The organism is Sulfitobacter indolifex, assembly GCF_022788655.1.
Classification (GTDB): domain Bacteria; phylum Pseudomonadota; class Alphaproteobacteria; order Rhodobacterales; family Rhodobacteraceae; genus Sulfitobacter; species Sulfitobacter indolifex.
In genome coordinates this window covers 236,051-261,593 of the sequence record NZ_CP084953.1, presented here as the reverse complement: position 1 = coordinate 261,593, position 25,543 = coordinate 236,051, and the positions used below count along the sequence as shown (strand labels likewise).

At 56.7% G+C, this 25,543-nt stretch carries 23 protein-coding genes and 1 pseudogene; 13 read left to right on the top strand and 11 right to left on the bottom strand.

Annotated features, from left to right (window positions below; translation table 11 throughout):
- Positions 1-214: 214 nt before the first annotated feature.
- The 5 genes from rfbC (at position 215) to DSM14862_RS18610 (ending at position 4,241) form a co-directional block, all read left to right on the top strand.
- Positions 215-784: a dTDP-4-dehydrorhamnose 3,5-epimerase gene (gene rfbC, locus DSM14862_RS18630; protein WP_007121512.1), complete on the top strand. Its 570-nt coding sequence runs from the start codon at positions 215-217 to the stop codon at positions 782-784.
- Positions 781-1,818, top strand: a complete 1,038-nt coding sequence (rfbB, locus tag DSM14862_RS18625; protein WP_007121513.1) for a dTDP-glucose 4,6-dehydratase — start codon at positions 781-783, stop codon at positions 1,816-1,818. The genes rfbC and rfbB overlap by 4 nt, the downstream gene beginning before the upstream one ends.
- Positions 1,815-2,657, top strand: a complete 843-nt coding sequence (gene rfbD / locus DSM14862_RS18620; RefSeq protein WP_243254569.1) for a dTDP-4-dehydrorhamnose reductase — start codon at positions 1,815-1,817, stop codon at positions 2,655-2,657. The genes rfbB and rfbD overlap by 4 nt, the downstream gene beginning before the upstream one ends.
- Positions 2,654-3,526, top strand: a complete 873-nt coding sequence (gene rfbA, locus DSM14862_RS18615; protein ID WP_243254568.1) for a glucose-1-phosphate thymidylyltransferase RfbA — start codon at positions 2,654-2,656, stop codon at positions 3,524-3,526. Before rfbD ends, rfbA begins: the two co-directional genes overlap by 4 nt.
- Positions 3,527-3,821: 295 nt before the next feature.
- Positions 3,822-4,241, top strand: a complete 420-nt coding sequence (locus tag DSM14862_RS18610; RefSeq protein WP_007121014.1) for a hypothetical protein — start codon at positions 3,822-3,824, stop codon at positions 4,239-4,241.
- Positions 4,242-4,314: 73 nt separating this feature from the next.
- Here DSM14862_RS18610 and arsH read toward each other — a convergent pair whose 3' ends face one another.
- The 8 genes from arsH to DSM14862_RS18570 form a co-directional block, all read right to left on the bottom strand.
- On the bottom strand, positions 4,315-5,025 hold the full coding sequence (gene arsH / locus DSM14862_RS18605) for an arsenical resistance protein ArsH (RefSeq protein WP_007121015.1): 711 nt from the start codon (positions 5,023-5,025) through the stop codon (positions 4,315-4,317).
- Positions 5,018-5,440 (bottom strand): arsenate reductase (glutaredoxin), encoded by a 423-nt coding sequence (gene arsC, locus DSM14862_RS18600; protein WP_007121016.1) that lies wholly within the window; start codon positions 5,438-5,440, stop codon positions 5,018-5,020. Before arsC ends, arsH begins: the two co-directional genes overlap by 8 nt.
- On the bottom strand, positions 5,437-6,504 hold the full coding sequence (gene arsB, locus DSM14862_RS18595) for an ACR3 family arsenite efflux transporter (protein ID WP_007121017.1): 1,068 nt from the start codon (positions 6,502-6,504) through the stop codon (positions 5,437-5,439). Before arsB ends, arsC begins: the two co-directional genes overlap by 4 nt.
- A 34-nt stretch (positions 6,505-6,538) precedes the next feature.
- Complete coding sequence (locus tag DSM14862_RS18590) at positions 6,539-6,871, bottom strand: ArsR/SmtB family transcription factor (RefSeq protein WP_007121018.1); 333 nt, start codon at positions 6,869-6,871, stop codon at positions 6,539-6,541.
- A gap of 488 nt (positions 6,872-7,359) precedes the next feature.
- A complete protein-coding gene (locus DSM14862_RS18585; RefSeq protein ID WP_243254567.1) occupies positions 7,360-8,856 on the bottom strand; it encodes a tripartite tricarboxylate transporter permease in 1,497 nt (498 codons plus the stop codon).
- A gap of 1 nt (position 8,857) precedes the next feature.
- On the bottom strand, positions 8,858-9,352 hold the full coding sequence (locus DSM14862_RS18580; RefSeq protein ID WP_007121020.1) for a tripartite tricarboxylate transporter TctB family protein: 495 nt from the start codon (positions 9,350-9,352) through the stop codon (positions 8,858-8,860).
- A 73-nt stretch (positions 9,353-9,425) separates the two neighbouring features.
- Positions 9,426-10,415, bottom strand: coding sequence for a tripartite tricarboxylate transporter substrate binding protein (locus DSM14862_RS18575; RefSeq protein ID WP_243254566.1), 990 nt, complete (start codon positions 10,413-10,415; stop codon positions 9,426-9,428).
- Positions 10,416-10,466: 51 nt separating this feature from the next.
- Positions 10,467-12,176, bottom strand: coding sequence for a thiamine pyrophosphate-binding protein (locus DSM14862_RS18570; RefSeq protein ID WP_007121022.1), 1,710 nt, complete (start codon positions 12,174-12,176; stop codon positions 10,467-10,469).
- On the opposite strand from DSM14862_RS18570, the gene DSM14862_RS18565 reads away from it, so the two are divergent.
- The 3 genes from DSM14862_RS18565 (at position 12,157) to DSM14862_RS18555 (ending at position 15,363) form a co-directional block, all read left to right on the top strand.
- On the top strand, positions 12,157-13,011 hold the full coding sequence (locus tag DSM14862_RS18565; RefSeq protein ID WP_083804590.1) for a GntR family transcriptional regulator: 855 nt from the start codon (positions 12,157-12,159) through the stop codon (positions 13,009-13,011). The two genes, DSM14862_RS18570 and DSM14862_RS18565, sit on opposite strands and share 20 nt — an antisense overlap.
- Positions 13,012-13,071: 60 nt before the next feature.
- Positions 13,072-13,926 carry a VOC family protein gene (locus DSM14862_RS18560; RefSeq protein ID WP_040701949.1) on the top strand — a complete coding sequence of 285 codons (855 nt, stop codon included), beginning with the start codon at positions 13,072-13,074 and terminating at the stop codon, positions 13,924-13,926.
- 957 nt (positions 13,927-14,883) lie between these two features.
- On the top strand, positions 14,884-15,363 hold the full coding sequence (locus DSM14862_RS18555) for a CIA30 family protein (RefSeq protein WP_322790854.1): 480 nt from the start codon (positions 14,884-14,886) through the stop codon (positions 15,361-15,363).
- 314 nt (positions 15,364-15,677) lie between these two features.
- Here the strand turns inward: DSM14862_RS18555 and DSM14862_RS18550 are convergent, their stop codons facing one another.
- Complete coding sequence (locus tag DSM14862_RS18550; protein WP_050770469.1) at positions 15,678-19,583, bottom strand: Hint domain-containing protein; 3,906 nt, start codon at positions 19,581-19,583, stop codon at positions 15,678-15,680.
- A gap of 677 nt (positions 19,584-20,260) precedes the next feature.
- Between DSM14862_RS18550 and DSM14862_RS18545 the strand changes: the two genes are divergently transcribed.
- The 3 genes from DSM14862_RS18545 (at position 20,261) to DSM14862_RS18535 (ending at position 22,377) form a co-directional block, all read left to right on the top strand.
- Positions 20,261-20,602 (top strand): plasmid mobilization protein, encoded by a 342-nt coding sequence (locus tag DSM14862_RS18545; RefSeq protein ID WP_007121027.1) that lies wholly within the window; start codon positions 20,261-20,263, stop codon positions 20,600-20,602.
- A 1,233-nt stretch (positions 20,603-21,835) separates the two neighbouring features.
- Positions 21,836-22,108: a hypothetical protein gene (locus tag DSM14862_RS18540; RefSeq protein WP_243254539.1), complete on the top strand. Its 273-nt coding sequence runs from the start codon at positions 21,836-21,838 to the stop codon at positions 22,106-22,108.
- 2 nt (positions 22,109-22,110) lie between these two features.
- Entirely contained in the window at positions 22,111-22,377 is a 267-nt protein-coding gene (locus DSM14862_RS18535; RefSeq protein WP_040701952.1) for a hypothetical protein, read from the top strand.
- A gap of 241 nt (positions 22,378-22,618) precedes the next feature.
- Here DSM14862_RS18535 and DSM14862_RS18530 read toward each other — a convergent pair whose 3' ends face one another.
- Together DSM14862_RS18530 and DSM14862_RS18525 are read right to left on the bottom strand one after the other, a co-directional pair.
- Positions 22,619-23,038: a type II toxin-antitoxin system VapC family toxin gene (locus DSM14862_RS18530; RefSeq protein ID WP_243254540.1), complete on the bottom strand. Its 420-nt coding sequence runs from the start codon at positions 23,036-23,038 to the stop codon at positions 22,619-22,621.
- Complete coding sequence (locus tag DSM14862_RS18525; protein ID WP_243254541.1) at positions 23,035-23,265, bottom strand: type II toxin-antitoxin system Phd/YefM family antitoxin; 231 nt, start codon at positions 23,263-23,265, stop codon at positions 23,035-23,037. Before DSM14862_RS18525 ends, DSM14862_RS18530 begins: the two co-directional genes overlap by 4 nt.
- Before the next feature lie 520 nt (positions 23,266-23,785).
- Here DSM14862_RS18525 and DSM14862_RS18520 point away from each other — a divergent pair.
- Positions 23,786-24,598, top strand: a complete 813-nt coding sequence (locus DSM14862_RS18520) for a hypothetical protein (protein WP_007121490.1) — start codon at positions 23,786-23,788, stop codon at positions 24,596-24,598.
- Positions 24,599-25,291: 693 nt separating this feature from the next.
- Positions 25,292-25,423, top strand: a pseudogene (locus tag DSM14862_RS21890) (antitoxin Xre/MbcA/ParS toxin-binding domain-containing protein); the annotation flags it as partial.
- Between the last annotated feature and the right edge of the window lie 120 nt (positions 25,424-25,543).

Sequence of the window (25,543 nt, the reverse complement as noted above, 5' to 3'; positions counted from 1 at the left end):
ATTACAAGCCCATCTTCGCAATCCCAATCGACCGGCGATCCGCCGTCAGCAAGATCAACCAGTGCCCTATATCGAGCGGCTCAAATGTGTTGAGCCAGTTTCTTCCGGCAAGCTCTTGCAAGAAGGGCATGAGACGGCCAAACCGAAGATGAGGCGAAGGCGACGTTGGCGCCTATATCGCGTCCGCAGACCGTTTGTGAATTAAGGGTATACGATGCACATCGAACAAACCGCCCTGGCTGGGGTCTTGATCCTCACCCCCGTTCGCCACGGCGACGCGCGCGGCTTTTTCAGCGAAAGCTGGAATGCCAAGACCTTGGCGGATGCTGGGCTTGATTATCATTTTGTGCAGGATAACCACTCTCTCTCTGAGGCGCCAAACACCCTGCGCGGCCTGCATTTTCAAACCCCGCCGCATGCGCAGGCAAAGCTCGTCCGCTGCGGGCGCGGCGCGCTTTTCGATGTGGCTGTGGATATCCGCCATGGCTCGCCAAGTTTTGGGCAATGGGTGGGCGTGGACCTCAGTTTTGAGAATGGACGTCAACTGTTGATCCCGGCAGGCTTCTTGCATGGATTTGTCACCCGGGTACCGATGACCGAAATCATCTACAAATGCACTGATACCTATGCCCCTGATTGCGATGCGGCGGTCCGCTGGGATGATCCTGAGATTGGCATTGACTGGGGGCTTCAAGGGCAAACGCCGATCCTGTCTAAGAAAGACGCCAGCGCGCCTCTTTTGTCCGAGATTGTCCCGCATTTTACCTATGAGAGCGCCGTATGAAGCTGCTTGTCACCGGCGGCGCCGGTTTTATTGGGTCTGCCGTGGTACGGCTCGCTCTGGCGCAAGGGCATGCGGTGGTGAATCTCGACGCGCTGACCTATGCGGCCTGTCTGGACAACCTCGCGGGGGTCTCGGATCGGCCTGGCTATGCCTTTGAGCATGCGGACATCCGAGACGCACAGGCTCTGGTCCGCATTTTCACCGATCATACCCCCGATGCGGTGCTTCACTTGGCGGCCGAAAGCCATGTTGATCGGTCCATCGATGGTCCGGGCGCGTTCATCGATACGAATGTGACCGGCACCTATACGCTGCTGCAGGCGGCGCGGGCCTATTGGGAGGGGCGTGGCCGCCCCGACGGGTTCCGGTTCCATCATGTCTCCACCGACGAAGTCTACGGCAGCCTCGGGGCTGAGGGGTATTTCACGGAAGAGACACCCTATGCGCCCAACAGCCCCTATTCGGCGTCCAAAGCCGCGTCTGATCATCTCGTCCGCGCTTGGGGAGAGACCTATGGCATGCCGGTGCTGCTGAGCAATTGCTCCAACAATTATGGGCCGTATCATTTCCCCGAGAAGCTGATTCCGGTGGTTATCCTCAACGCGCTCTCGGGCAAGCCAATTCCAATCTATGGTACGGGCGAGAACATACGCGACTGGCTCTACGTTGAAGACCATGCCGAAGCCCTGCTAACGGTTCTCACCAAAGGGGCCGTGGGGCGCAGCTATAATATTGGCGGCAACGCCGAGGCGCGCAACATCGATTTGGTGCGTCAGATCTGTGCTCTTTTGGATGAGTTGCGCCCCGCTAGACATGCCTATGCTGACCTCATTACCTTCGTCGAGGACCGACCCGGCCATGATGCACGCTATGCTATTGATGCCAGCCGCATCCGCACCGAACTGGGCTGGCAGCCTTCGGTCACGTTGGAGGAGGGGTTGCGCCACACGGTTGCATGGTACCTCGACAATCCCGCTTGGTGGCAGGCGCTGCAGGCGCGTGAAGGGGTCGGTAAAAGGCTGGGTCGGGTATGAGCTTGCTTGTCTTTGGGTCCACCGGGCAACTGGCTGTTGCGCTACGCAAACATTCAGATGATGCGCGATTTCTTGACCGCGCCGCAGCCGATCTAGCCCATCCCGAAGCCTGCGCTGCGGTGATCCGCGCGACACGGCCCTCTGCGGTGATCAACGCTGCGGCCTATACAGCCGTGGACCGTGCTGAAGAAGAAGAGGTTTTGGCCACACGCATCAACGCTGAGGCGCCCGGAGCCATGGCACGCGCCTGCGCTGAACTGGAAATTCCCTTTTTGCATGTCTCGACGGACTACGTCTTTAACGGCAGTGGACAAAGCCCCTGGCGCCCCGACGATCCAATCGCCCCGATCAACGCCTATGGGCGCAGTAAGGCCGCTGGCGAAGCGGCTGTGCGCGCGGCTGGCGGGTCCCATGCAATTTTGAGGACATCTTGGGTGTTTTCTGCGCCGGGCAAGAATTTTGTGACCACCATGCTGCAGCTGAGCGAACACCGCGATGCCCTGAAGGTGGTCGATGATCAGATCGGTGGGCCCACCCCGGCGCTGTCTATCGCCGAAACACTGCTGCAGATGGCGGGCGCGATGAAGGCAGGGCAGGCCGGCGGCACCTATCATTATGCAGGGGCGCCTGCGACCTCTTGGACATGTTTCGCGCGCGAAACATTTACCACGGCGGATCGGGCGGTTGACGTGGCGGGCATTCCGACCTCAAGTTACCCAACACCCGCAAAAAGGCCGCTGAACTCTCGTCTCGATTGCAGCACCTTGCAGAAGGATTTTGGGATCAGCCCCCCGGACTGGCGTTTGGCGCTGAAGGATATCGTGAAGGAACTGACATGAGCGCACGCAAGGGTATCCTGCTGGCAGGCGGGTCTGGTACGCGGCTGTACCCGATCACCTTAGGCATATCCAAGCAATTGCTCCCGATCTACGATAAACCAATGATCTATTATCCGCTGTCTGTGCTGATGCTGGCAGACATCCGAGAGATCGCCATTATCACCACGCCTCAGGATGCGGATCAGTTCAAACGCAGCTTGGGCGACGGCGCCCAATGGGGGCTGAACCTTACCTATATTGAACAATCCAGCCCAGATGGGCTGGCGCAAGCCTACATCTTGGCCGAAGACTTCTTGAACGGCGCAGCGTCGGCAATGGTTTTGGGTGACAATATATTTTTCGGCCACGGGTTGCCTGAAGTGCTGGCTGCAGCTGGTGCCCGGGAAGAGGGGGGCACGGTGTTTGGGTACCGTGTATCAGATCCGGGGCGCTATGGGGTTGTGGATTTCAATGCCGAAGGCCGCGTACAGGCGATTGTGGAAAAGCCCGCCGTACCGCCTTCCAATTACGCCGTAACGGGGCTCTACTTTCTGGATGGAACCGCCTCAAAACGCGCGCAAGCTGTAAAACCTTCAGCCAGGGGCGAGTTGGAGATCACCGCGCTCTTAGAGATGTATCTCAAAGACGACGCACTTTGCGTGCAGCAAATGGGCCGGGGTTTTGCTTGGTTGGATACAGGGACCCACGGCAGCCTATTGGATGCGGGTAATTTCGTGCGCACGCTCTCAGAGCGGCAAGGGCTTCAGATGGGCAGCCCGGAAGAAATCGCGTTCAACAAGGGGTGGATCGACGCCGAGCAGTTGCGCCACCGCGCGGAGAGTTTCGCCAAAAACAGCTATGGTGCCGATCTCCTTCAGTTGCTGAAGTAGTTCTGCCGTGGGCCCCAGGCTAGGCGTCTTATGTACTATCCTTGATAGGGCCAAATCATCGCGAGCCTTGAGCGCCTACCGGCAGTAAGAGATGTTCTGAGCGGACTTTCTTGATGGGGCGCGGGGGGCGGAGCTCTTCAGTTCATTGGCGCTGTGTGTATTGCGACTGTCCGACCCGGCGCTTGCCGCGCGGAGGTGCTGTCTCGGATTATGCGCAACAATCTCTTCGAGAAAGTTTCGGCAAATATCGCGGTTGATGTTAAGCTATCCGCGATACAGCACTGGAGTTTTGCTTATGCTCAAGTTCAGATACATCCTACCGGCGATTACTCTGATGATGGCGCAGACCGCCTTCGCCGAGCCAAATCTTGCCTCCTATTACACCACCATTGGTAGGGAAGACTTTTACAATTCGAACGGTGGACCGCTTAAAGATGTCGGTGCGGTCGTCCAGCAGGATCGCGTAAATTTCCACCGCTTTGGTCTGCGGCACTCAGGTGATGAAGCCGATCCCTACTTTGGTGACCAGACCATGCGCGCTAAGATCCCTGAACTGGTGCGGGCGGGCGGTGTCGACCAGTATCTTAAAAAATTGCTTGGAAGCGGTTGGCCGGGCCATAGCCAGACTTGGCTCATCCAGATCTGCGGGACGCCCGGCCGGGTCACCCACCTGCGGATTGATCCGGCGGATGGGGATGGCTATTCGGATTGCTGAAGTATCACGGAGGATGACATCCTCTACATTTTTTGATTGGGAGGGTCAGTTCGAGTTCGGCCAACATCTTCAATTATATCGATTTCTGGTTTACCCGCTTGGATAGCTCAGCGGCACTTTCCTTACGCTCGCTATAGCGGTCGAGCAGGCAATCCTTATTGTCGCGGGTGAGCAGCATGAACTTCATCAACTCTTCCATGACATCGACCATCCGGTCATAGAACGGCGAGGGTTTCATACGGCCCGCTTCGTCAAACTCCAAAAATGCCTTCGGGGTGGAGGACTGGTTTGGGATGGTCAGCAGACGCATCCAGCGGCCGAGGATGCGGAGCTGGTTCACGGCGTTGAAGCTTTGCGAGCCGCCGCTGACCTGCATGACAGCCAGCGTTTTACCCTGTGTGGGGCGCACGCCGCCAAGCGACAGCGGAATCCAGTCAATCTGCGTTTTCATGATGCCGGTCATCGCGCCGTGCCGTTCGGGCGAACGCCAGACCATGCCCTCGGACCAGGTGACAAGATCGCGCAGCTCTTTCACCTTTGGATGATCGGCCTCCGCGTCGTCTGGCAGGGGAAGGCCCGACGGGCTATAGGTGCGCGTTTCCGCCCCCAGTCGCGTCAGGATACGGGCGGCTTCCTCGGTCATCAGTCGGCTGAACGAGCGCTCTCGCAGCGATCCGTAGAGCAGTGCGATACGCGGAGCATGCGTTGCTCGCGCAGGTGCCAACAGCCGATCCGTGTCGATAGCTTGGAAATGGTCTTCTTCGAGGTTTGGTGTATCAACCAATGCGGCGTCCTTCCGTGTCAATCAGCAGCGTGCCGTCTTCTTTCGACAGCGGACCGGGTGGCGACCGGTCCAGAAGATCCAGAACCGTCTCGCTCGGGCGGCACAGACGCACGCCCTTGGGCGCGCATACAATCGGACGGTTGACCAGAACAGGGTGCTCCAGCATGGCCGCGTTCAGTGTCTCTTCGTCCACGGCGGGATCGAGCAGGCCGAGTTCCTCCGCCGGGGATTTTGTCGTCCGCAGGGCGGTGCGGGGCGTCAATCCAGCCGCGGCGAACAGCCCCAGAAGCTGCGGGCGGGTCCAGCCTGTTTCAAGGTATTCGATCACCATAGGCATCTCGCCTGACGCCTTGATGATCGCCAGTACATTGCGCGAGGTGCCGCAGTCGGGGTTGTGGTGGATAACGACGCTCACGAGGCACCGTCTTCCTTCGGAAACCAGTGCTGCGTCCGGTTAGCGAAGGCGACAAGCGACAGCATCACGGGCACCTCGACAAGGACGCCGACGACAGTTGCCAAGGCCGCGCCAGAGCCCAAACCAAACAGACTGATCGCGACGGCGACGGCCAGCTCAAAGAAGTTGGACGTGCCGATCATCGCGCAGGGCGCGGCGACGTTGAAGGGGATGCGCCATGCCCGCGCTGCAAGATAGGCCACAAAGAAGATCCCGTAAGACTGGATCAGCAGCGGCACGGCGATCAGCACGATAACGAGCGGGCGGTTGAGAATGACCTCGCCCTGAAACCCGAACAGCAGCACCACCGTCACCAGCAGCCCGAGTATCGAGAAAGGCTGCACACGGGATTTGAAGGCATCGACTGCCGCCTCTCCGCCCTTCGCAACCAGATTGCTGCGCGTCAGATACCCGGCCAGCAGGGGCAGCAGGACGTAGAGACCCACCGACAACAGCAGCGTGTCCCACGGCACAACGATGTCCGTGACGCCCAGCAGAAAGGCGACGATAGGCGCAAATGCGAAGACCATGATCACATCGTTTACGCTGACCTGAACCAACGTGTAGGTCGGATCGCCCCGCGTGAGGTTTGACCAGACGAAGACCATTGCGGTGCAGGGCGCGGCCCCCAGCAGGATAACACCCGCGAGGTAGGCCTGCGCGTCGTCCGGCGGGATCAGCCCCGCGAAGACATACTCGAAGAACAACACACCGAGGGCGGCCATCGTGAAGGGTTTGATCAGCCAGTTGACGACCAAGGTCACGACCAGCCCCTTGGGCTTGTCCCCGACCTGGCGTAGGGCGCCAAAATCCACGCCGACCATCATCGGATAGACCATTGCCCAGATCAGAACCGCCACCGGCAGATTGACCGAGGCGATTTCCAGCGCGGCCAGAAAAGAAAAGAGACCCGGAAAGATGTTACCCAGCAGCAGCCCGCCGCCGATGGCAAGTGCCACCCAAACGGACAGCCAGCGTTCGAAGCTTCCCAAACCCGCCGCAGCGGGGAGCGATGTATCGGTCATATTGGGCAGGTCTCCATTTTAAGCGTCTTGCGTCTTAGCAAGGACAAGCGAGCTCATTGAGGACGGGCTGGCACAGTTCAGGGCGTCCGCCGCAGCAATCTTCCATAAGGAAAACCAAGAGACCCCGCATCCCATCCATGTCGGCGAAATAGCGGATGCTGCGGCCTTCGCGCTTGTTGCGGATCAGACCGGCGCGGGACAGAATGCTCAGGTTGGCCGACATCGTGTTCTGACGAACGCCGAGGGTGTCGCTTATATCGCCCGCCGTCATGCCGACCTCTCCGGCCTTGATGAGTAGGCGAAATACGTCGAGCCGAGTAGACTGGCCGAGAGCCGCAAATGCGTCGAGGGCGTGATTCTCATCCATATATCCGGAATTATTGATATATCAAATGTAGGTCAAACGCTTTTTTGGGGATTTGGGGGTTTCTAAGGTTCTCAGCTTTGTAACGGGCACAAACAACCTCGATTGATGCTGTACAAAGCCCCCGCTTAACGTCCGAGAAGTTGATGAAAATTTGGTGGTCTCCGAGGCTCGTGTTCTTGAACAGAAGCCGTCTTTTCTGTGTTCGCTTAGCGGCTCTCTCGGGGCCCGTCCAGGAATGCCAGCGGCTCGGCAACTGGTATGGGGTATCGGAAGTGCCCCGGCTCAGCGCATCCATTGCGATGCCTTGATACTTCCTCGGTTCACTTTGTTTCCTACCGGGCCCGCGAGTCCGAACGCGACCGGTTGCGCCACCTTTTTCATTGGATCGAAGCGAGCTTATAAAGACGCGCACGGTTGTCTCGCGGACATTTCGATTCCCGCCTAAGGCTTTGCCTACCGAATGGTTAAAAGTTCAGGCGTTTTAGCAATCAGCTGCGCAGGGCAGGTCTAACCCTCAAGAGCCAAATAAAGCCGAGGGTCAAAAGTAAGAGCACCGCACTGCCCGGGCTGCGTACAAAAATAGTTGGGTCTCCCTCAGATACGATAAGTGATCGGCGCAAGAATTCTTCCAGGTAGGGGCCGAGGATTACCCCCATTAGTGCTGGCACAACAGGGTAGGAAAAGATGCGGAGCAGAAAGGCTAATACGCCAATTGCGAGGGCCATCCACATTTGGAAAAAGGAGAAGGATGAGGCATAGACCCCCACCATCGAAATCATGCCGATAAATGCGTAGAGTAGACCTCGATTTATCTGCGACAGACGTAAGTAGATCGGGCCGAATGCAATGACTGATAGAAACACAAAGATCGCCGCAACAAAGAGTGCCGCGAACATTGGGGCGATGATTGCAAAATTCTCACCCAAAAGCGCAGGTCCAGGAACAAGGCCGTGGATGAGCAGCACGCCGAAGATGATGGCGGTTACCGCGTCGCCTGGAATCCCCATCGTGAGCAAAGGAATAATCGCACCGCCGCACATGCCGTTGTTGGCAGATTCAGAGGCCGCCAACCCCTCGTAAGACCCTTTGCCGAACTTCTCGGGATGACGAGAAGAACGTTTCGCTTCGGCGTAGGCGATGAATGAGGCCATTGATGCGCCACCGCCTGGCAACATACCAATCAGAACGCCAATAATTGCGCTTTTGATATAGGTGAAAAATCCGACCTCGCGGATCAATGTCCAATTAGGGAGGAAATCTCTCCGTTTTGGACGTAGTATCTTGGCGACGGCTTCAGGCTCTCCAACCTTGGTGGGCATAGATGCTTGTGCGATGAGCTCGCAGGTGGCGAAAAGACCGATGACTGCGGGTAAAAGGTTAATGCCCTCAATCAGATGATAGCTGCCGAAATCAAAACGGCCGACTGGCACCATCGGATCGATCCCGACGGTGGAGATCATTAAACCGATTGCCATGGCCAACATGGCCTTAAGTAACGACCCCGACGCAACAATCGTGACGGTGACCACCGCGAGTAGAACCAAGGAGAACTTATCCGGCGTTTGGAACAGCAAGGCCAACGCACTGATTGGCTGAGCGAGCGCGATTAGGACAACCACCCCTACGAGCCCACCGATGGAGGACGAAAAAGCACTGAGGCCAAGGGCCTGCGTGCCTTTGCCAGCTTTCATCAGTGCGTGGCCGTCGAGTGTTGTGATGGCGCCTGACGGAGCGCCGGGAATATTTAAGGTGATGCCGGTGATCGATCCCGCGTATATCCCCGCCATATAGATAGAAGCTACCATGACCAGCGCGTCTTTAACTTCCATACCAAAGGTAAAGGGCAATAAAAGCGCTATGGCGAGCGTCGCAGTAAGGCCGGGAATTGCGCCAAACGCCAACCCCAAAAGAAAACCACCGACAAGATGAAGGAACGTGCCGGGGTTGGCGAGTGCGAGGAATCCATCAGCAACTTGACCGATCATTTTAGAACTCCCACAATGGCAAGTAGAGGCCAAATAATCTAACGAAGAAGAGCCAACCGGTAACCGTGATGAACAGCGCGATGATTGCCGATGAAAGGGCAGAAGCCCCCCACTTCCCGTTGCGCTCAAAGTTAAAATAAATCGCAATCAGGAAAGTGTATACGGCAGTCGCCGTCATGTAGCCTGTATAAACAAAAGCCAAGATATAGAGTGCCGTAAGCCCTACCGCAATGACAGGACCGAGTATGACAATGCGAGGAATGTTATCCGATGTTTCGGCTGCTGCAATTATATCTTGCTGGGCGCTGAATTCCTTCAGGATGATAAGGAAGGTCGCCACATAGACAAATCCACATAGGATAATTGGTAAGAACGAAGGCCCCGGCTCGCCATTCACGAAAGGTCGGTCCATTCCAAGCAACTGGCTTGCATAAACAGTATTTAGCACCGCCAATCCAAAGGCGAAGAGAACCTGGCCTCGGAGTAATTTTGTCATGTGTCGACCCTCGTCTGGAAGCTATTTGGCCATGTCGCGAAAAGGCCGGAGCGTTGTCTCCGGCCTTTGTAGGTCAGTTCTTGTCTAGCACGCCTTCGGCTACCAACTTATCCATCAGCGCAAAGGCTTTCGCCTGCGAAGAGGAGATATAGGCTTCAGTTTCTTCACCGTTCATCCAAACGGCCCCCATTCCGGTTTCCTCGGCTTTCGCAAGGAAGGCGTCGTCTTGAAACACCTTCTCAAAAGCGGCTTCTAAAGTGGCCTGCTGTTCAGCATCTACAGCAGCCTGCGTGGCGATTAGCCGAAAGCCGCCCCATACGACGTCGTAGCCAGCTTCCTTGAAGGTCGGAACATCAGGGAAATTCGGGTCGCGTTCGTCGGCCATAACCGCCAAAACGCGGGCTTGTCCTGATTCCACTGCAGAATAGGCCGCCGAGATGCTAGTCGACGCAGCATCGGTTTCGCCGGACAGCAAAGCTTCACGTTGGGGGCCAGAGCCTTTAGGGTAAGGGACGTGAAGAAATTCCACATCAGCCTGTTGCTCGAAGTCAAGCGCAGGCAGGTGCCACACACCGCCAGTACCTACGTTAGATATCTTGATAGTCCCCGGCGCTTCCCGAGCGGCTTCGACCATCTCACCGAGCGTTGTCCAGGGCGCATCAGCACGCACAACTAGTGCAGTCGGATGCACCGTGACCGATCCAAGATAGGCCAGTTCTTCGGTGTCGTAGCCCGGTACTAGTTCGTAATAGGGAACAGTGATGACGCTATCCCATGTAAGCGACCCAATTGTGTAGCCGTCCGGGCGAGACTTCATCAAACGCAACGTGCCCACGCCACTCTGGGCGCCTGTCACGTTTTGCGTATTCACACCCACGCCCAAAGGCTTTTCGGCAAAGCTCATGAAGGTGCGCATGACGGTATCCGTGCCGCCTCCCGCGCTCCATGGCATGATATGCATAATGTCTTTTTGTGGATAGTCCTGTGCCAGTGCGGCTGACCCGAGCCCCATGACGATAGTAGCAGAGGCCACAGCGGATTTGACCAAGGTGAATATTTGCATTTATTTTTCTCCTGTTGATTGTTCGGTTCTAAAGGCGATGGGACGTCGGCTTTAATAGAAATACGGCAGCTTCCTTTCGCGGGCGACGTCGACCCACGGAGGAACAAAGGGGATAATCTTATCTTGGGAAGGGACCATCATCTCAATAAAGTTCGCGCCCGGGTTGTTTATTGCTTCAGCCAAGGTCGCTTCGATTTGATCTTCTGATGTGATCCGTGCCGTCTCGAACCCGAACCCTTCCGCGATCTTGATATAATCAACAGCGCCGAAATCGGTGGTCCAGGGGGCATCAACATCATCCAGCAAGATGGCCTCGGCCCGGATCCAGCCGTAGTTATCATTTCTGGTCAAGATGACGGTAATATTTTTATTACTGCGCTTGATTGTCTCAAAGTCTCCCAACACAAATGCGATAGAACCATCACCCGTGAAGGAAATTACTGGACCGTCATTTGCAAATGCCGCACCGATCCCGGCAGGCACGGAATAGCCCAAGGCTCCCATAGAGTAATTCGTAATATAGCGCCGACCGGCCTCCCGCACGGAAAGCAGTGCTGAAGGGTAGATTGCACTTACTCCTGGTTCCGCCGTGACGATCGCATCGGTCGGAAGCAGTTTGTCCAGCGCTTGCGTGAGCTTAACTGGAGAAACAGTTCCCGCAGGCATTTCAATGTTAGAGTTAAATACTGCATCCAGCGCAGTGCGCTTCAGCTCGGTAAGATCAACTTTGTTTCGTGTGAGCGTAGGGTGCTCGTCACGGATGACAGCTGTCATGTATTCAAGGCTGGCGCGCGCATCTCCGACCATGCCAACCTTCAGCGGGTAATTGTTACCGACATGCGCTTCAGCAATATCAAGGTGCATGAAGGTGGTACGTTCCGGATCACCGTACAGCTTCCAATGATTGGTCCCACTCGAGTCTGTGTTTGAACCGATGAAGAAAACGCAATCCGCTTCCTTCACATAGGCATTGGAATATTCCATTCCGCCACGCGCGCCTACAACCCTGAGCGCAAGGGGATGAGTTTCGGGAATAGTTCCCTTGCCCGGAGTAGTGGTGCCCACCGGAATTTGCAGTAGCTCCGCCAGCTCAAGAACCGCATCCGTCGCTTTGGAGATCAATGCCCCCTGACCACAAACGATCACTGGCTTTTCGGCGGAGAGCAACGCCTCAACTGCTTTGCGTATCTTCTTGTGATCAGCCACTGGACGATGTGATGGATAGAATTGGTAATCTTCTTCCGCGTAGAGATCGGTGATCTCAGCTTCTTCGTGGAACACATTGATCGGCACACGAATATGAACCGGTGCCGGACGTCCCGACGTCGCGACCCGGAAAGCCCGGCGCAGCAGTAGCGGAATGTCTTTCACATTGGTTAGATAGAATGACTCCTTGCAAATACTTGCGTACATCGCAGTTTGGTCGACCCCGGTAAGCCCATGCTTCTTATCTTGGTTTATGGGCACATCAGAGCTGAAATAGATGACAGGAACAGAAGAAAGAAACGCTTCGGTTATCCCCGGCGTGCAGTGGGTCACGCCAGGGCTCGGCGCTTCCAGTACCGCTGGCCTGCCGGTTATCTTCGCATAGGCCTCAGCGGCATAAGAGGCAGTGCGCTCGTCTCGGGTAAGGACATACTCGATGGTCGAAGATTTCTGCCATTCTTTATACCAGCCGATAGTGGTCTCACCCGGAAGGCCAAAAACATGACTAACGCCATGCAACTCAAGCATTCTCAAAATGACTTCTGCCCCGTTCATGTTCATTGCTTGCCTTCCCAATACGAATTTGCAGCCTGTTCTGTATACAGAGCGAAACACAGGTCTGAACGCAAATCAATTGATTTTTTCTTATGGTCCTTCTACTATCGGCTTTGATGTAGATTTGAGCGGATTCCGGAATCAGATGCAGACAGCCCCAGCCACCGTCGAGCGCAACTATCTCCAACTGAAAGAGATGGCGGTAAACTATGACCTTAAGCCTGATTCCCGGTTGAACGAGACTGAACTGGCTAAGAAATTAGCGACCAGTCGAACGCCACTGCGGGAGGCTCTCAACCGCTTGGTCGCCGAAGGGTTCTTTACCTTCCGCAGTGGCAAGGGGTTTTTCTGTAGGTCGCTTAACCCTATAGGCATCATGCATCTTTACGAAGCGCGTGCGGCAATTGAATGCGAGGCCGCAAGTTTGGCCGCCCATCGAGCTGATCCAACCAAGCTAACAGAGCTTGAGCAGTTCTTGGATGAATCGAAAGCCAACTACACCCCGGGTACATCTCCTACCGAACTGCTGCGCATGGACGAAGCCTTTCACGTTGGGCTGACCTCATTGACCGGCAACACAGAGATGATCCGCCTTCTTGAGAATGTGAATGACCGGATACGCTTTATTCGGCTCATCGACCTTAGAACACTCGCAGAGAAAAACGGTGGCGAAGTCGTGACTATCCGTCCTCACGCCGAGATTTTGCGGGCTGTCAAACAGGGTGATAGCGAAGCTGCGCGGCAGGCGATGGTTCAGCACCTTACAAAAAGGCTTGAGGCGGTCACCGAGAACGTTCGCAATGCGTTTGCGGAGCTCTACACGCCAGACGACTGACCGTATCAGCCTTTAATACGTAAGGCTGCTTCCGCGAATACCCACTGGAGATCTTCTAAAATGTTCCACCCCGTTACCGGCATTGATCATTGCGTCGCTCTGACCCAGGACCTTGACAGCACAGCTGAAAAGTATCGCGCAATGGGCTTTAGGCTCTCCCCCAGAGGTACGCATTCTAAGGCAAAGGGTTCAGCAAACTACACCATCATGTTTCCCCAAGATTACTTTGAATTACTTGGATTTCTTGCTGAGACTGAGGTTAATGCCCCACGGCGTAAGATGTTGGCCACGATGGGGGAGGGATTGCATGCGATTTCCTGCAGGATCGAAAATGCCGATGCTGCTGCAAATGGTTTGGCTGACCTTGGCTTAAAAACGCAGGAGCTCAACAGTTTTTCACGCCCCGTCCAACGCTCTGATGGTTCGGAGAATATTGCTTCCTTCTCCACATTGACCTTTTCTCCGAGCGAGGTGCCCTTCGGCTCTGTTTTTATGTGCCAACATAAGACACCAGAGGTGGTTTGGATGCCCGAACTCCTTGATCATCCGAACGGCGCCTGTGGCCTCGATGCGGTGCTCGCTATATCAGATACCCCGGAACAGGATGCGCTGGCATTTGCTCGGCTTTGGGCCCATGGCACCGTCTCAGAGAGCGAGGGATGCTTTAGTGTTGAAACGGGTCTAAACTCAGCAGCACTTATGCTATTTACTGCTGAGAACCTCGCAAAACTCTTTCCTGACGCAAACTTTGAATCGACAGCGCAAGGTGCATTCGCCGGAATACGGATCAAAACAAGCGATAGCGAAAGGCTCAAAACATTCCTAAGTAAGTCGCAGATCCCCTACTCTTTAAGTTTAGATGGTGTTTATCTATGCCCTCAAAACGCCTCAGGAGTTCTGTTGGAGTTCGTTTAGGCCCAGGCCGAACGGTTCTTGGTCTGACAACGTCTGCGGGTTCACCGATATCGATACCGACACCAAGCGGCCGCTGCCCGGCCGATGAAGCTCGACTTTTTTGATTTCGCAAAGCTGAAGCCAATTTTTTTCAGATAGGCGCAGTTTTTGCCACGGAGATCGCCTACTGCAGAGCAGAAGACGCGGCTCAATTTTTCAAGGGGGCCATTTCCCCCAGCAAAAGCCGTCGCGACGATGCTGTGTCTCGCTCGAACGGCAGCGGAAACCGAACTGGTTGGACGAACAGCAATGCGGGATCATGAGGCAGACGTATGGTTCAAAAAGCCCTACATCGAGCATGCTCTGGTCTGCAATGTACGCGGCTGTGCGCTCTCTTTGATCCACCTCGGAACTGCACATCAAATCCCGACCGATAGAGACTGATCACAGTCGAATAAGTATGTGCACAAATAAATCAAAGTTTGAGAGCGCACATCCTTTTGATACATCCAAGCAGATCAAGTGTTTCGAATGATATGTAGGGCTATATCAAGATGAACTATTGAGCATTTGGATGCAGAAGCGCCAAACTTGCCGATGCGTGATGAAGTCAGATCGGCCATCGAGACCCACATGAAGACGGTGCCAATCTTGGAAAAGCTTTCATAGGACGAGAGGTTCCCGTCTCACCAGCAAAGCAGGGCGACAAGTGCGCCTTAGCTTTCGGCGATTGGTATGTTTAAGATTTTTTAGGCGCTCTCAAACAGGTCACTTGTTCGTTCTGTGATCCTTGCTGCGGTCCAGCTGTCCTGCGCGCAAAGGCGCCCAAGTCGGCGCCGTTTAATCACCCATCTACCAAAACCTGTGGCCTCAAATGAATGTGGAATGATACGTAGAGGCTCAAAGCATACGCACTTCTAAAGCTTGTCTGTCCATGAGCGTGTGTCAGGATACGCGCGAACGGGAGAAGCCTTAAAGATGATGCAACTGGACCCAAAGTGGGAATTTGTTTCCGACACTGTCATGGGCGGTGTCTCAAGTGGGACTGTCACCAAAGAGATAACTGAGGGACGCGAAGCGACTGTTTTACGCGGCGAGGTTTCGCTGGAAAACAACGGCGGGTTTATCCAGATGGCATTCGATTTGCGCGAAGATGGGTCGGAATTGGATGTGAGCGCGTGGGAAGGGCTGGAGGTGGCCGTCTGGGGGAACGGCGACACCTACGACATCCGTCTGCGCACCGCTCAGCTTGCGAAACCCTGGCAGTCTTTTCGCGCCGATTTCGTGAGCGAACCGAAATGGCGAAGCGTGAAGATCCCCTTCGCATCCTTGACCGCACATCGGGTAGACGCAGCGTTTGATCCATCATGCCTGAGGCGCATCGGTATATTAGCAATAGGACATGAATGCGAGGCTCTCGTCGCCGTCTCCAACATCGGCTTTTACACCTCGACCTGACGGCGCACATGCAACCTGACTTGCCGCATTTGGTAGCACTCTGGCGGTTCGGCAGGCGCTGGAACATCTGCGCGCCGCTCCGATCAGCGACGGTGAGAAAGGGCAGCTGCCCCTTTTAGAGGCCTCCGCATTATTTTCAGCCCCTTTTTGCGGTGAAGTCTTTCCACCTTGGGCGTGGCGGCGGGGAGCGTTCTGTGTGCTGACCCCACTTTCGTGCTCTCTTCCGAAACTCGCGTTGATGTGTTTCGTCAGCCGAAATGATCCCGGAAATCGGTTTCTTCGCCAGGGCTGAGGATCGAGAACATCAGAACCGTTCAGGGTGCCGCATGACTTTGGGACGGCATCCTTTGACGTCCCCCATACGGACCTTTGCGAACTGGCGCGCGGAGTTTTTTGCCCTCCACGATGGGGCGGGCCATCGGGCCATAGATCTTTGCGATGTCTTCAATCGATCCGGCTTCTGCGAAGACGGGAAAAGCCCGCAACAGATCGCTGCGCGCCTCTTGGCCCAAGGCTTCAAAGGCATTGGCACCGGGATAGAAGCTTTCCGCTGCGACATTTTCGGCAAAGATGATCTGATGGGCGTCGAACATGAGGTGGATATAGGTCACCTGTTTTTTGCCATGCGCAATGCGCGCCCGGGTGCCTTTGGCCTGCGTCAGATGGACCGCTCGGGCGAGCCGGTCCGCATCGATGAGAATGGCGTGCTGGCGCGAGACCAGAAGATCGCGGGTGGCCCCAAAGCTGCCTTTGGGGATGAGGACAGGGCGCAGTGTATCGTTTGCCGTGAGTGCAGCGTTATCAACTTCGCGCTGCCCGATCCAGCGAATGGGCTGCGGGCCGTTGTCCAGGGTGCAGACCAGATCACCGACCTGAAGGTCGGTGATCTGAACCTCGCCCTTGGGCGTGCGAATGGCGGTGCCTGCGGTAAAGCAAACGACCCCGGTGTTCTCGGATGTGAAGAAGGAGGAGCCGCCTGGGGCTTTGTTGAAAAACAGCGACCCGTCGCCAAACTGGGTGTTGTTGCTATAGTCGGCGCTGTCCTTGTTGGATTGGTTCAATGTGTAATCGTCGGCGTAGTCGGCGTGGAGTTCGCGGATGTTGTCGTAATAGCCGCTTAGGTTGATGAAATCGTTGTTGGTGCTGTCCCCGTCCGAGAGGGTCCCGGTGTTGCCGGCGTTGAAATCGGTGATCGTGTCATGGCCGTCGCCGACATTGTAGAGAAAGGTATCATCGCCCAGACCACCGATCAGCGTGTCATTTCCTTCGCCCCCCGTCAGGGTGTCGTCAAAGGAGTTGGACAGGTTGGCGTTTGCCAGATCGATGGACGTATTGCCGGTATCGGGACCTGAGAGGCTTACTTTCAGGGTCTCTTCGGCGGCCTTGTCGAAGTAGAGGATCTCCACAAGGTGGTCGCCTTCGGTGAGCGAGGTGGTGCGGCTGGCGGTCTCTTCAGTATGTACCCGGTCATTATGAACCAGAAGAACACCATCAACGTAGATCTGCGCGCCGTCATCTGACGTGAGCTCGAACGTATAGGTCCCACCTTTGCTAACACTCAGCGTGCTGGTTAGCTTGACCGCGAATGTATCGCCATTCCCGCCGTGGTGGGCGTCAATCGCGGTCGGGTTGATGCTGTCCACAGCACCTTCGCCATCGGGCGTTCTGTCGTTCTCAGTCCCGGAGGTGAAGCCGGCATCGGCAAGGGAGTTGAGCGACGCGGCATCGTCCAGCTCGTAATATTCATAGGCGAAGAGCAGCTTTGGCTCGACCAGACCGTCCACTTCAAAGTCGCCCATGAGCCTGTCGTCGCCGCTGCCGCCATCCAGGCTATCGTTATGGATGCCGCCGATCAGCGTATCGTTGTCGGCGCCGCCTTCCAACGTGTCATCGCCCGAAGAGGCGACAAGTCTGTCGTTGCCGGCCCCCCCGACGAGGCTGTCATCGCCTGAGGAGTTGTGCAGAACGTCATCGCCGTCGCCCCCGTCCAGCGTGTCATCGCCGGTGCCTGTGTAGAGCACGTCGTCGCCCTCGCCGCCCTCAATATAATCCGAGCCGCTGCCGCCCATAATCGTATCGGCCCCACCACCCCCGAAAATGCTGTCATTGCCGGTGCCGCCGGAGAAGAGCTCATTGTTGAGCGAGCCCACGAGTTCATCATTGCCACCGCCGCCGAAGATTTTGCCGGCAGAGGTGAGCAGGGCGTTCTGGAAGTCACTGGTGTCATCGGATTCGAAGAACCCCATGCCTTCGAGCGTTTCGGGATCAAGCTTTGTGGCATCCACGCCGATCAGCGTGACGGTTGAGCCATCGGGGAGGTGCAGAACCGCATCCCCGCTGCCATCGCCCTTGGTGTCGGTAATTCTGACATCATTTGTCGAAAGGCCAAGCGTTTCCAGATAGTCATGTGAGGAGAGCACCAAGACATCTTCGCCGATCTCGAAATCCTCGATGGTGACATGCTGTGCCAGATCTTTGAGATCGCTCTTGTCGATCTTCGGCGCGCTCAGGCGGTCTTCGAAGTCATCGTATTGCTCTTTGATCTCATCTTCGACGGCATCCTTCACACGGCTTGCGGCGGTTTTGCCGTAAAAGGGTTTAACGAGGTCCTCGAGGTGCTCAGCAACATCCTTCGCGTCAAGATGGCCGTTGGGGTTGGTAAGCACCATGTTGGTAAGTGTCGTTTCCACCAAGAGTTCGATGGCAGTATTGGTCAGTCCCCCAAGATAGGAGGGCAGGGCCGCCAGCACGGCTTCGCCAACGGCGGCGATATCGAGATCAGATGCGGCTAATTCATCATGGTCACGATCATCGTCGTCGTCGCTGAAAACGCCTTCGGCTTCTTTCTTCGCTGTCCAAGCGGTCAGTTCTGCGAGGTTTTCCCGGATGAGGGCATCCAGGACGTCTTCTGGCGTGCCGAGTGCGGAATAATCCGCGGCTTCAATCACGAAGCTGTCTTTGCCCAGTCCCCCGGTAAGCGTGTCGTCGCCCGCACCCCCATTCAGAGTGTCGTCGCCTGCGCCGCCGAGCAGAATGTCATCATCCGCGCCGCCATTGAGGCTGTCGTCGCCGAGGCCACCTTCGAGTATGTCTTTGCCTTCCCCGCCGAACAGCGCGTCAGCGCCATCGCCGCCGAGCAGAATGTCATCGTCCTCGCCGCCCTCAAGGCGGTCATCGCCAGCACCGCCGTCGAGATGATCTTTGCCCTTGCCGCCCAGAAGCGTGTCAATCCCGGCCCTCCCAAACAGAGTGTCGTCGTCTTTGCCCCCATCAAGCAGATCTGCGCCGTCCCCGCCGATCAGTGTATCTTCACCGTCCGCCCCGTAAAGCTTGTCGGCCCCGGCACCGCCATCGAGACGGTTGTCCTCATCGTCGCCGGTCAAGACGTCGTTGAACCGCGAACCGGTTAGGTTCTCAATATCGGTGAGCGTATCGCCCTGCGCGTCGCTGCCCGTCCCTTTGCCGGTGGTCAGGCTGACCGTTACCCCGCCGGTGGAGGTGCTATAGTCTGCAGTGTCGTTGTCCTTGCCGCCATCGATGATATCCGCGCCATAACCGCCTGCGAGCGTATCATCGCCGTCTCCGCCATAAACGGTGTCATGGCCGATGCCTGCGTTGATGGAATCGTCGCCCTCGTAGCCATAGACCACTTCGTTGTTGCCGTCGGTGCCGTCGATCTGATCTCCGTCAACGTCGGTGAAGCCGACGTCCATGATGTCGTCGCCCTCGGTGCCGTCGACCTCTATCAAGAAGGGGTTCTGGTAGTTTGCATAGGTCGTGGAGCCGATGTTGTTGCCGCCGACTTTGATGTAGTCGGTTCCGGGCTCAAGCAGTGTGTCCGAGGCAAATCCCCAGACATCATGCACATTGCCATGCTGCGACATGACGAAGATCTCAATGACGGGCCCGGTGGCCACGCCATTGTCGTCCAACGCCTGAAGCTTGATGATGGATTCGCCCTCAATGCGGGTGCCCGCATCGACCAGCCCGGCCCCGTCGACAACGATGTGATGCGCGGTTTGATCATCTTCCAGGATGTCCGCGTTGCCACCGGTATCCTCGATCGTCACCTGCTGCGGCGCGAACCCGTCGTGATAGGTGTATTTTGTGCCTGTGGGCGAATGCGAGTTGTTGTAGACCGTGTCGCCCACGTTCTGCATGGTCGAATAGATCACGGTCAGCGCTTCGCTGTCGATCGCATAAAGTGTGCGGATAACCATGTAAAACTCCATAGGCAAAACGGGCTTAAGATCGCAAGATCGTCGATCACTATGGCGGTAATGGGGCGGAACTGGGGTCGCGTCCTGCTAAGAGTATGTCGCGGCAAAGCAAAACCATTGGCGGGTCCGGAGCAGGACGCCTGAGGAGGTGCCCCGTTCAGACGTCTCATTTGCTGCCAAAATCTTTATGGCCTTCGCCCGGCTGCGGTGATGCTGCGTGCAAAGGGTTTGTTTTTATGCGGCACGTCCGCGTCCCCTCTGACGTAGGTTTGAAGGAGTGACGCCTGCTTTGTCCGGGTGCGCTGTCACGGTCCCTGCGCGCTTTTCTCAGCTCAACATGCCATGGATTTTTGATCTTGGTTTGCCCGCTCATTTTGCCTCGGGGATCAAGCTTTGGCACCTTTTAAATATGAGCTTTGACCAACCGCGGGTCTTTCAAAGAGGCCACTTTGATCCGCCATGTTTCCGGGATTTATACCTGACCGATGCGAACCGGGCCGCCGCTTGGAGCCGCGCGCGTTGCGCGGACCCCCAGTGCGGTGTCCCGGTCAGGTTATCCACATCTCTTGGGGGTGCGGACCATCCTTCTTCTTTGGATCAGTTTTGCCAGAACATAGGCTTTGAGGCATGCCGATGATCAAGGCCCCCCGGCTGGGCCCAATTTGGAAAGAACCGCAATGCCACCCTGTGACAAAACCAAGAGACCCGAACGGCTGAAGGTCAATGTGTCACCTGCAGAGAAAGAGCTGCTGATGCAAAGGGCCGCCGCCGCGGGTCGCAGTCTTTCGGACTACCTTAGGCATGTGGGGCTTGGCGCCAGGGCAGGGGCTTCGGCGGTGCAGGTTATGCAGATGGTCGGGTTGCTGGAAGAAGGTCTGGCACTGCTGGAGCAGATCGCAGATCAGCAGGACGTCGCGCAGAACGACGGCTTGGTGATTTTGGCCCGGTTGCACCGGATCGAGCAGCTTCTTGTGATGTTGGCCCCGGTGCCTTTTGTCGCCAGGACATCGGCATGTTGATCGGTTGGTCGCCTCATCAGAACTCTACAGACCTGCATCAGCCCAGTGCCTATTTGCTTGACAGTAAGGTGATGAAGGCCGTCGGGAAGGCCCGGGTTTTGGAGGTCAGAGAGCCCGCGCCTGAACTTCTGCTGGGCCAGCCCAGCGTCGTACAGAGCGCGATCTCCGCCCTGCGCTTCGAGCAGAAGTACCGCGTAGCGACCCTCTCCTTTGCCCCGACTGATATTGATGTGGCCGCGTTTAATGCGGGGGAGGTCACCGCGCGCAAAGCGGGAGCAGTGGCGATTGATCTCTTTTTGGAAGTCGCCTTTGCCGGGGTGCCTGAGCCAAACCGCCCGCCGGTTTTTGCGGGCACTCATACGCATACTGGGCGTTTGGAAATCAACATTGTGATGCCGCGTTTTATTTGGACGCCAGCCGGAGAGCTGCGCAGCTATAACCCGCATCCGCCGATGCACGGCAGTCGAGATGCTTGGGATGCTTTGGGCGATTTTCTGAACGAGACCTTTGGTTGGGAGAACCCGAGATCCCCAGAAAAGGCGCGTGGGATCGCGGGACCTGACTGGCTGGAAAAACGGGTGACGGCAGCGCTGCGGCATAATGTGCAGTTCACCACGGCAATGCCAAAGCTCTTCATGTTGCAGGGCGCCAAGAGGATCGCAGCCTCCCACCAAGGCCGGGACCGGGCGGGGTTCTTGTCTTTGATGGCAAAGGTGGCGGCCGCGGTGAAGTATCACCTCGAGCTGAGGCCGGGGGGAGCCATCGCTTTAGTTTCAGAAACAGACCCGCATCCGCTCGTGTTGCACGGCACATGCCTGGAGACAGGTGCTGAAGCCGCGAGAACTTTGCCCCGGCTGTGCGTACGAAGTGCTCTGTCAGCGCAGTGGCGCCGGCGCGCGGCTTGGAATGCCTCCCGGTACGCAAAAGATGCCTGGACCCTGGCCGAACCCAGCTGGGCCGGGAGGGCCCAAGCGCCGCAGCGCGACCTGCCTTCATGCCACCCCGCCGTGCCCAGACCCGTGCAAGCGCCGCAGCGCTTTGCCACCGTCGCGCGCCGTTTCGCGGCAGAGCTGCGCCGCCTGCGTGAGCACTTGGCGCGGACCACGGCCCTTAGCCTGATCGGGAGCTGCCTCGCCGCCTTTGACCGCCGGGCTTTACGCTGCATTACAACCAGATTGGAGACACTTTCTTATGACCACAGCACCTCACACCACGGTACCCGCGGAGGTCTTGATGAAAGACCTTTGCAATCTTCTTCAGCAGGTGCTGGGCCAGCACGCCGAGCGGGAGGTGGCCGGACAGATCACGGCGTTCGTCTCGGAGGTGAGCGGCATTCGCCACGCGATGGAGCGGCACAGCCGCGCGCTCGAAGAGGCAGCCCTGACGCTGAAAGAGGCGACAGCGGGGACAGGAGAGCAGCGGATGCTGGGGCAGGAGATCCAGGCGATCTCCCACGATATCGCTTGGATCAAGGCGCAGCTCTCCCAAGACGCCTTCGCGCCATAGACATGATCTGCGCGCTGCGGGGCGCGGCACGGTCTGTCTTTGCGCCGCGCGGCATCACCATAGGCATGGACCATGAGAGGGGCTTTAACGTGGCCGGGCCGGAGTGGGGGATCGTCCTTGAGCGAAGCGGAGAGATCACTGGGGGAGGCAAACTGTCTCAAGAAAGCTATGAGCAATTTTTACACGCGGTCTGCGACCGGCTGCAAATCTCACACGTCGCACTGCAGCCCCGGGAAGAGAACGACCTCGCGTTCTCGCCCAGCTTATGAGCGCCAAGTGATCTTTATGCTAAAAGCTGCGGAGGGTTGGGGGCGGCGCATGATGGGTCATCACAGGCGCAAACCTTGATGGTCCGGTTCGGAAGCCTCGGTTCCGCGAGAGAGGGGGGCGATGTTTGTCCGGCTCTTTGACGCTGGGTGCGCAAGAGATTTGATCCAAGTTTTGCCTCGATCATTAATTTGATCTGCGAGAAACGTCATATGAGGAAAAAACTCCAATGGCCGAAGTATTCTATGAAGAGGAAGGGGTCCAAATCCGGCCGCGCCATCCTGGAATCCCGTTTAGCATGTCGAATGCTTCGTCACTCGACACGAGCGCCATGCCCATCTCGAGTGCGGTCACTCCGATCATTCGGTCGAACGGGTCTGGATGGTCCCACTCCATAGATCCCGCAAGCATGGCCATCCGTGCCGTATAGGGCGCGATCTTAAACCCATTCGTTACACAGATACGATCAAGGTGCGGAGCGTATGGTTCCATTTCTGGCCACCGCCCCTTCCTGACCTTCATCGTCATTTCGTGGAGGGAGCACGGCGGGACGTAAACCGCCGGTACATCCTCCAGCACGCGTCGAATTTCAGGCGTGATCCGACGAGAACCGATCAGCCACCATGCAAGGATTTGGGTGTCGATAACGATCTCATTACTCACTCGCCCCACTCCGCGAGTTCGGCTGCGCTCATAGGCTCCATGAAGTCGGGTACGCTATCTTCGGGCACTAAACCCGCCAGTGGCCCAAACCGCAGCTGCGATGACGTTACTGGGACCAAACGCGCGGCTGGCACTCCACCGCGCGCAATCACGACATCTTCACCCGCATCCACGGCGGCAAGAAGCTCAGAAAGCTTTGACTTCGCCTCGGCTACATTCATCTGCATGGCTCACCTATATGCTACATGGTCTTGGACTTAGACCATGTGAGGCGAATGTCAAGGCGCCGTGAGGGTCGAGACATCTTCTTCTTGGTGGAGGCGAGAAAACCCTTCTGCTTCTGCAGCCATAATGCGGCGGTAGGTTGTGATAACTTGCGTCACTACTTTACCTATATCTAACGACGAGCAAGGCGATCTGATGCCAGATGTCAGCAATGGGGCTTGCCTGGAGAGGTTGATTTGAGGCATGCTGAGAGCATGACCTATAATCCGCGCACCAACCACGTCGCTTGCCCCCGAATATCTAGCTGACTGGCTAGATATAATCGGGGAGTGCGCTGGTGCGGCGATGGGATTTATAGCCCCGTTGAGCAGTAGATGACTGTTAGAGTGAGAGTTCAATCCTCTCCACTCCTACCATTTTCTTACTCTCGAGGGGACTATGACCCAAGCAATAGCATTGGCAGCCGTATAAGACGCGATCACTGCTAAGTACCCCGCCAGATCAGTCGAAATCACCGCACAGGTGCATCACATCCGCCCCGACGATGTCGCACATATCGACGTCTATGGATGTGATGACGCAATGACGCGACGAGCGATCAGAGCCGAGGCAGTGCAGTTGCTGCAACAGCTTGGTATCCATGTCGAGCTGGTCGGGGGGCATGACGTATATACGGTATCGGCAGATTACTCTGATCCCGCGTCCGTGCAAAACTACGCCAGCAGATTGCATCCCAGGCTGATCACCACGGCGGATTTTTTGAGGGCTTACAGCGAAGGTCGCGTGACCCGAGATGTCGCTATGGACGGCATCGGCGTAAAAAACTGCTGCGACTTTCGTCGTGCTTTGTTTGATTGCGGATTTGGTCATGCGACCATCCGAAGAGAGATCGAACTCGCGTCACTCACTGATCCGACGCCAGCGGGGTGGCTCTATGTCGATCTCGAAGGCCTCAATCCACGTATCATCGCCCACACAGAAGACAGGGATACGTATGTCGCCTACGCCCAGAGGCTCCGTGCTATTTTGCGAGCGTTGCATGGGGAGTTCCGCGCGGGTCCTTCAGTGAGCATGCGGGGTATGAAATTCCAAATTAACACCGCAATCTTTTCGCGCGAGCAAAGGGCCGCAGCCCGTCCTGCGTTAGCTGTTCGCCTTGCTGACGCCGGTTGCTCTGATGATGAGATTGCCAAGTTCCTCTGCCCTGAAACGATCTCCGAATATGCAATGCGCATTATGCGAGACGATCCCGCTCCGCCTGCGCGCATCCCGAAGCCTCGGAAGCGTCAGCCACCTCCCCAGCCTCCAATCTACGATTGTGACAGCGATGACTGACGAGTTGTTTTCCCCCGGCATCCCACACATCGAGGTGCGGAGTTGGGATTGTGGACATACTATCACGCGGAAGCTTGACGATGTCCCATCTGGGATCACGCAGCACAATTTTGAACGTCGCTCGATCTGTCAGTGCGGCACTGGATGGCCTCAGGTGAGGCGGTACCCGCGAAAGTCGTCTACATGGATGTGATTGCGCCATCATCCCCGGCATTCGAGTCCGGCCGCTTGGAGTTTGGGTGTCATGTGCGCATCGAGACGTTGATCTATGCGATGACGGCGGCAGGCATTGAGGGTGCCGAGCGCCTAAGAAACAAACCCGCCGGCTGGATCGGCATCTTTGAGGCTCTCGGCGCGCATCTAGCACAGGACCCAAGCAACTACTCGATCAGCGATGCCAAAGAGGAGTTCGGCATGCTGTATCTCAAGGTGATCGACAAGAGAACAGGGCGCGCAGATACGGATCTCTTGCGGTGGTGCGCTGAGCAGAGCGCCGTGCGCTGCATGGTCTACGGCTCCCCGGGACGGATCCGCTCGGAGCTTGGATGGGTCATGACGCTCTCAGACGCAGCATTCGATATTTTGGTAGATACGCCCAACGAGCAGTTCTTGCGCTTGGTTTACCCTGTGTGGCGTATGGATAAGGATGATGTGATCGAGATGATTGTGGCCCGTTTCGCCACGCCGGCCGCGGCTTATGTCTGGTATTACTCTGAGTCCCTGTCCGGTTGTGGGGGCCGCACTGCGATGCAGCTCGTGCAGGAGGGTAAGGCGCAGCAGGTCTTGGACTACCTCGACGCCGTCGATGCGGGAGTCTTCGAATAATAGGGCAGGGCCGCCCGCGGGTGGCCCTTTGATCCAGCCTCCACTTGGTTATCTCGCTCGCGCGTGGACCTTACTAGAGGCGGGGATACGCTGTCGCAGCTGGTCTGTCGTCTCGTACAC

What these genes read in the sequence shown, in the direction of transcription:
- arsB (WP_007121017.1), bottom strand. Translation starts at nt 6,504, where the DNA reads ATGACCGATACATCGCTCCCCGCTGCGGCGGGTTTGGGAAGCTTCGAA.
- DSM14862_RS18580 (WP_007121020.1), bottom strand. Translation starts at nt 9,352, where the DNA reads ATGACAAAATTACTCCGAGGCCAGGTTCTCTTCGCCTTTGGATTGGCG.
- rfbD (WP_243254569.1), top strand. Translation starts at nt 1,815, where the DNA reads ATGAGCTTGCTTGTCTTTGGGTCCACCGGGCAACTGGCTGTTGCGCTA.
- DSM14862_RS18545 (WP_007121027.1), top strand. Translation starts at nt 20,261, where the DNA reads ATGCCACCCTGTGACAAAACCAAGAGACCCGAACGGCTGAAGGTCAAT.
- DSM14862_RS18525 (WP_243254541.1), bottom strand. Translation starts at nt 23,265, where the DNA reads ATGCAGATGAATGTAGCCGAGGCGAAGTCAAAGCTTTCTGAGCTTCTT.
- DSM14862_RS18555 (WP_322790854.1), top strand. Translation starts at nt 14,884, where the DNA reads ATGATGCAACTGGACCCAAAGTGGGAATTTGTTTCCGACACTGTCATG.
- rfbA (WP_243254568.1), top strand. Translation starts at nt 2,654, where the DNA reads ATGAGCGCACGCAAGGGTATCCTGCTGGCAGGCGGGTCTGGTACGCGG.
- rfbB (WP_007121513.1), top strand. Translation starts at nt 781, where the DNA reads ATGAAGCTGCTTGTCACCGGCGGCGCCGGTTTTATTGGGTCTGCCGTG.
- DSM14862_RS18610 (WP_007121014.1), top strand. Translation starts at nt 3,822, where the DNA reads ATGCTCAAGTTCAGATACATCCTACCGGCGATTACTCTGATGATGGCG.
- DSM14862_RS18550 (WP_050770469.1), bottom strand. Translation starts at nt 19,583, where the DNA reads ATGGTTATCCGCACACTTTATGCGATCGACAGCGAAGCGCTGACCGTG.
- DSM14862_RS18575 (WP_243254566.1), bottom strand. Translation starts at nt 10,415, where the DNA reads ATGCAAATATTCACCTTGGTCAAATCCGCTGTGGCCTCTGCTACTATC.
- DSM14862_RS18565 (WP_083804590.1), top strand. Translation starts at nt 12,157, where the DNA reads ATGACTTCTGCCCCGTTCATGTTCATTGCTTGCCTTCCCAATACGAAT.
- DSM14862_RS18560 (WP_040701949.1), top strand. Translation starts at nt 13,072, where the DNA reads ATGTTCCACCCCGTTACCGGCATTGATCATTGCGTCGCTCTGACCCAG.
- DSM14862_RS18590 (WP_007121018.1), bottom strand. Translation starts at nt 6,871, where the DNA reads ATGGATGAGAATCACGCCCTCGACGCATTTGCGGCTCTCGGCCAGTCT.
- rfbC (WP_007121512.1), top strand. Translation starts at nt 215, where the DNA reads ATGCACATCGAACAAACCGCCCTGGCTGGGGTCTTGATCCTCACCCCC.
- DSM14862_RS18535 (WP_040701952.1), top strand. Translation starts at nt 22,111, where the DNA reads ATGATCTGCGCGCTGCGGGGCGCGGCACGGTCTGTCTTTGCGCCGCGC.
- DSM14862_RS18540 (WP_243254539.1), top strand. Translation starts at nt 21,836, where the DNA reads ATGAAAGACCTTTGCAATCTTCTTCAGCAGGTGCTGGGCCAGCACGCC.
- DSM14862_RS18585 (WP_243254567.1), bottom strand. Translation starts at nt 8,856, where the DNA reads ATGATCGGTCAAGTTGCTGATGGATTCCTCGCACTCGCCAACCCCGGC.
- DSM14862_RS18570 (WP_007121022.1), bottom strand. Translation starts at nt 12,176, where the DNA reads ATGAACGGGGCAGAAGTCATTTTGAGAATGCTTGAGTTGCATGGCGTT.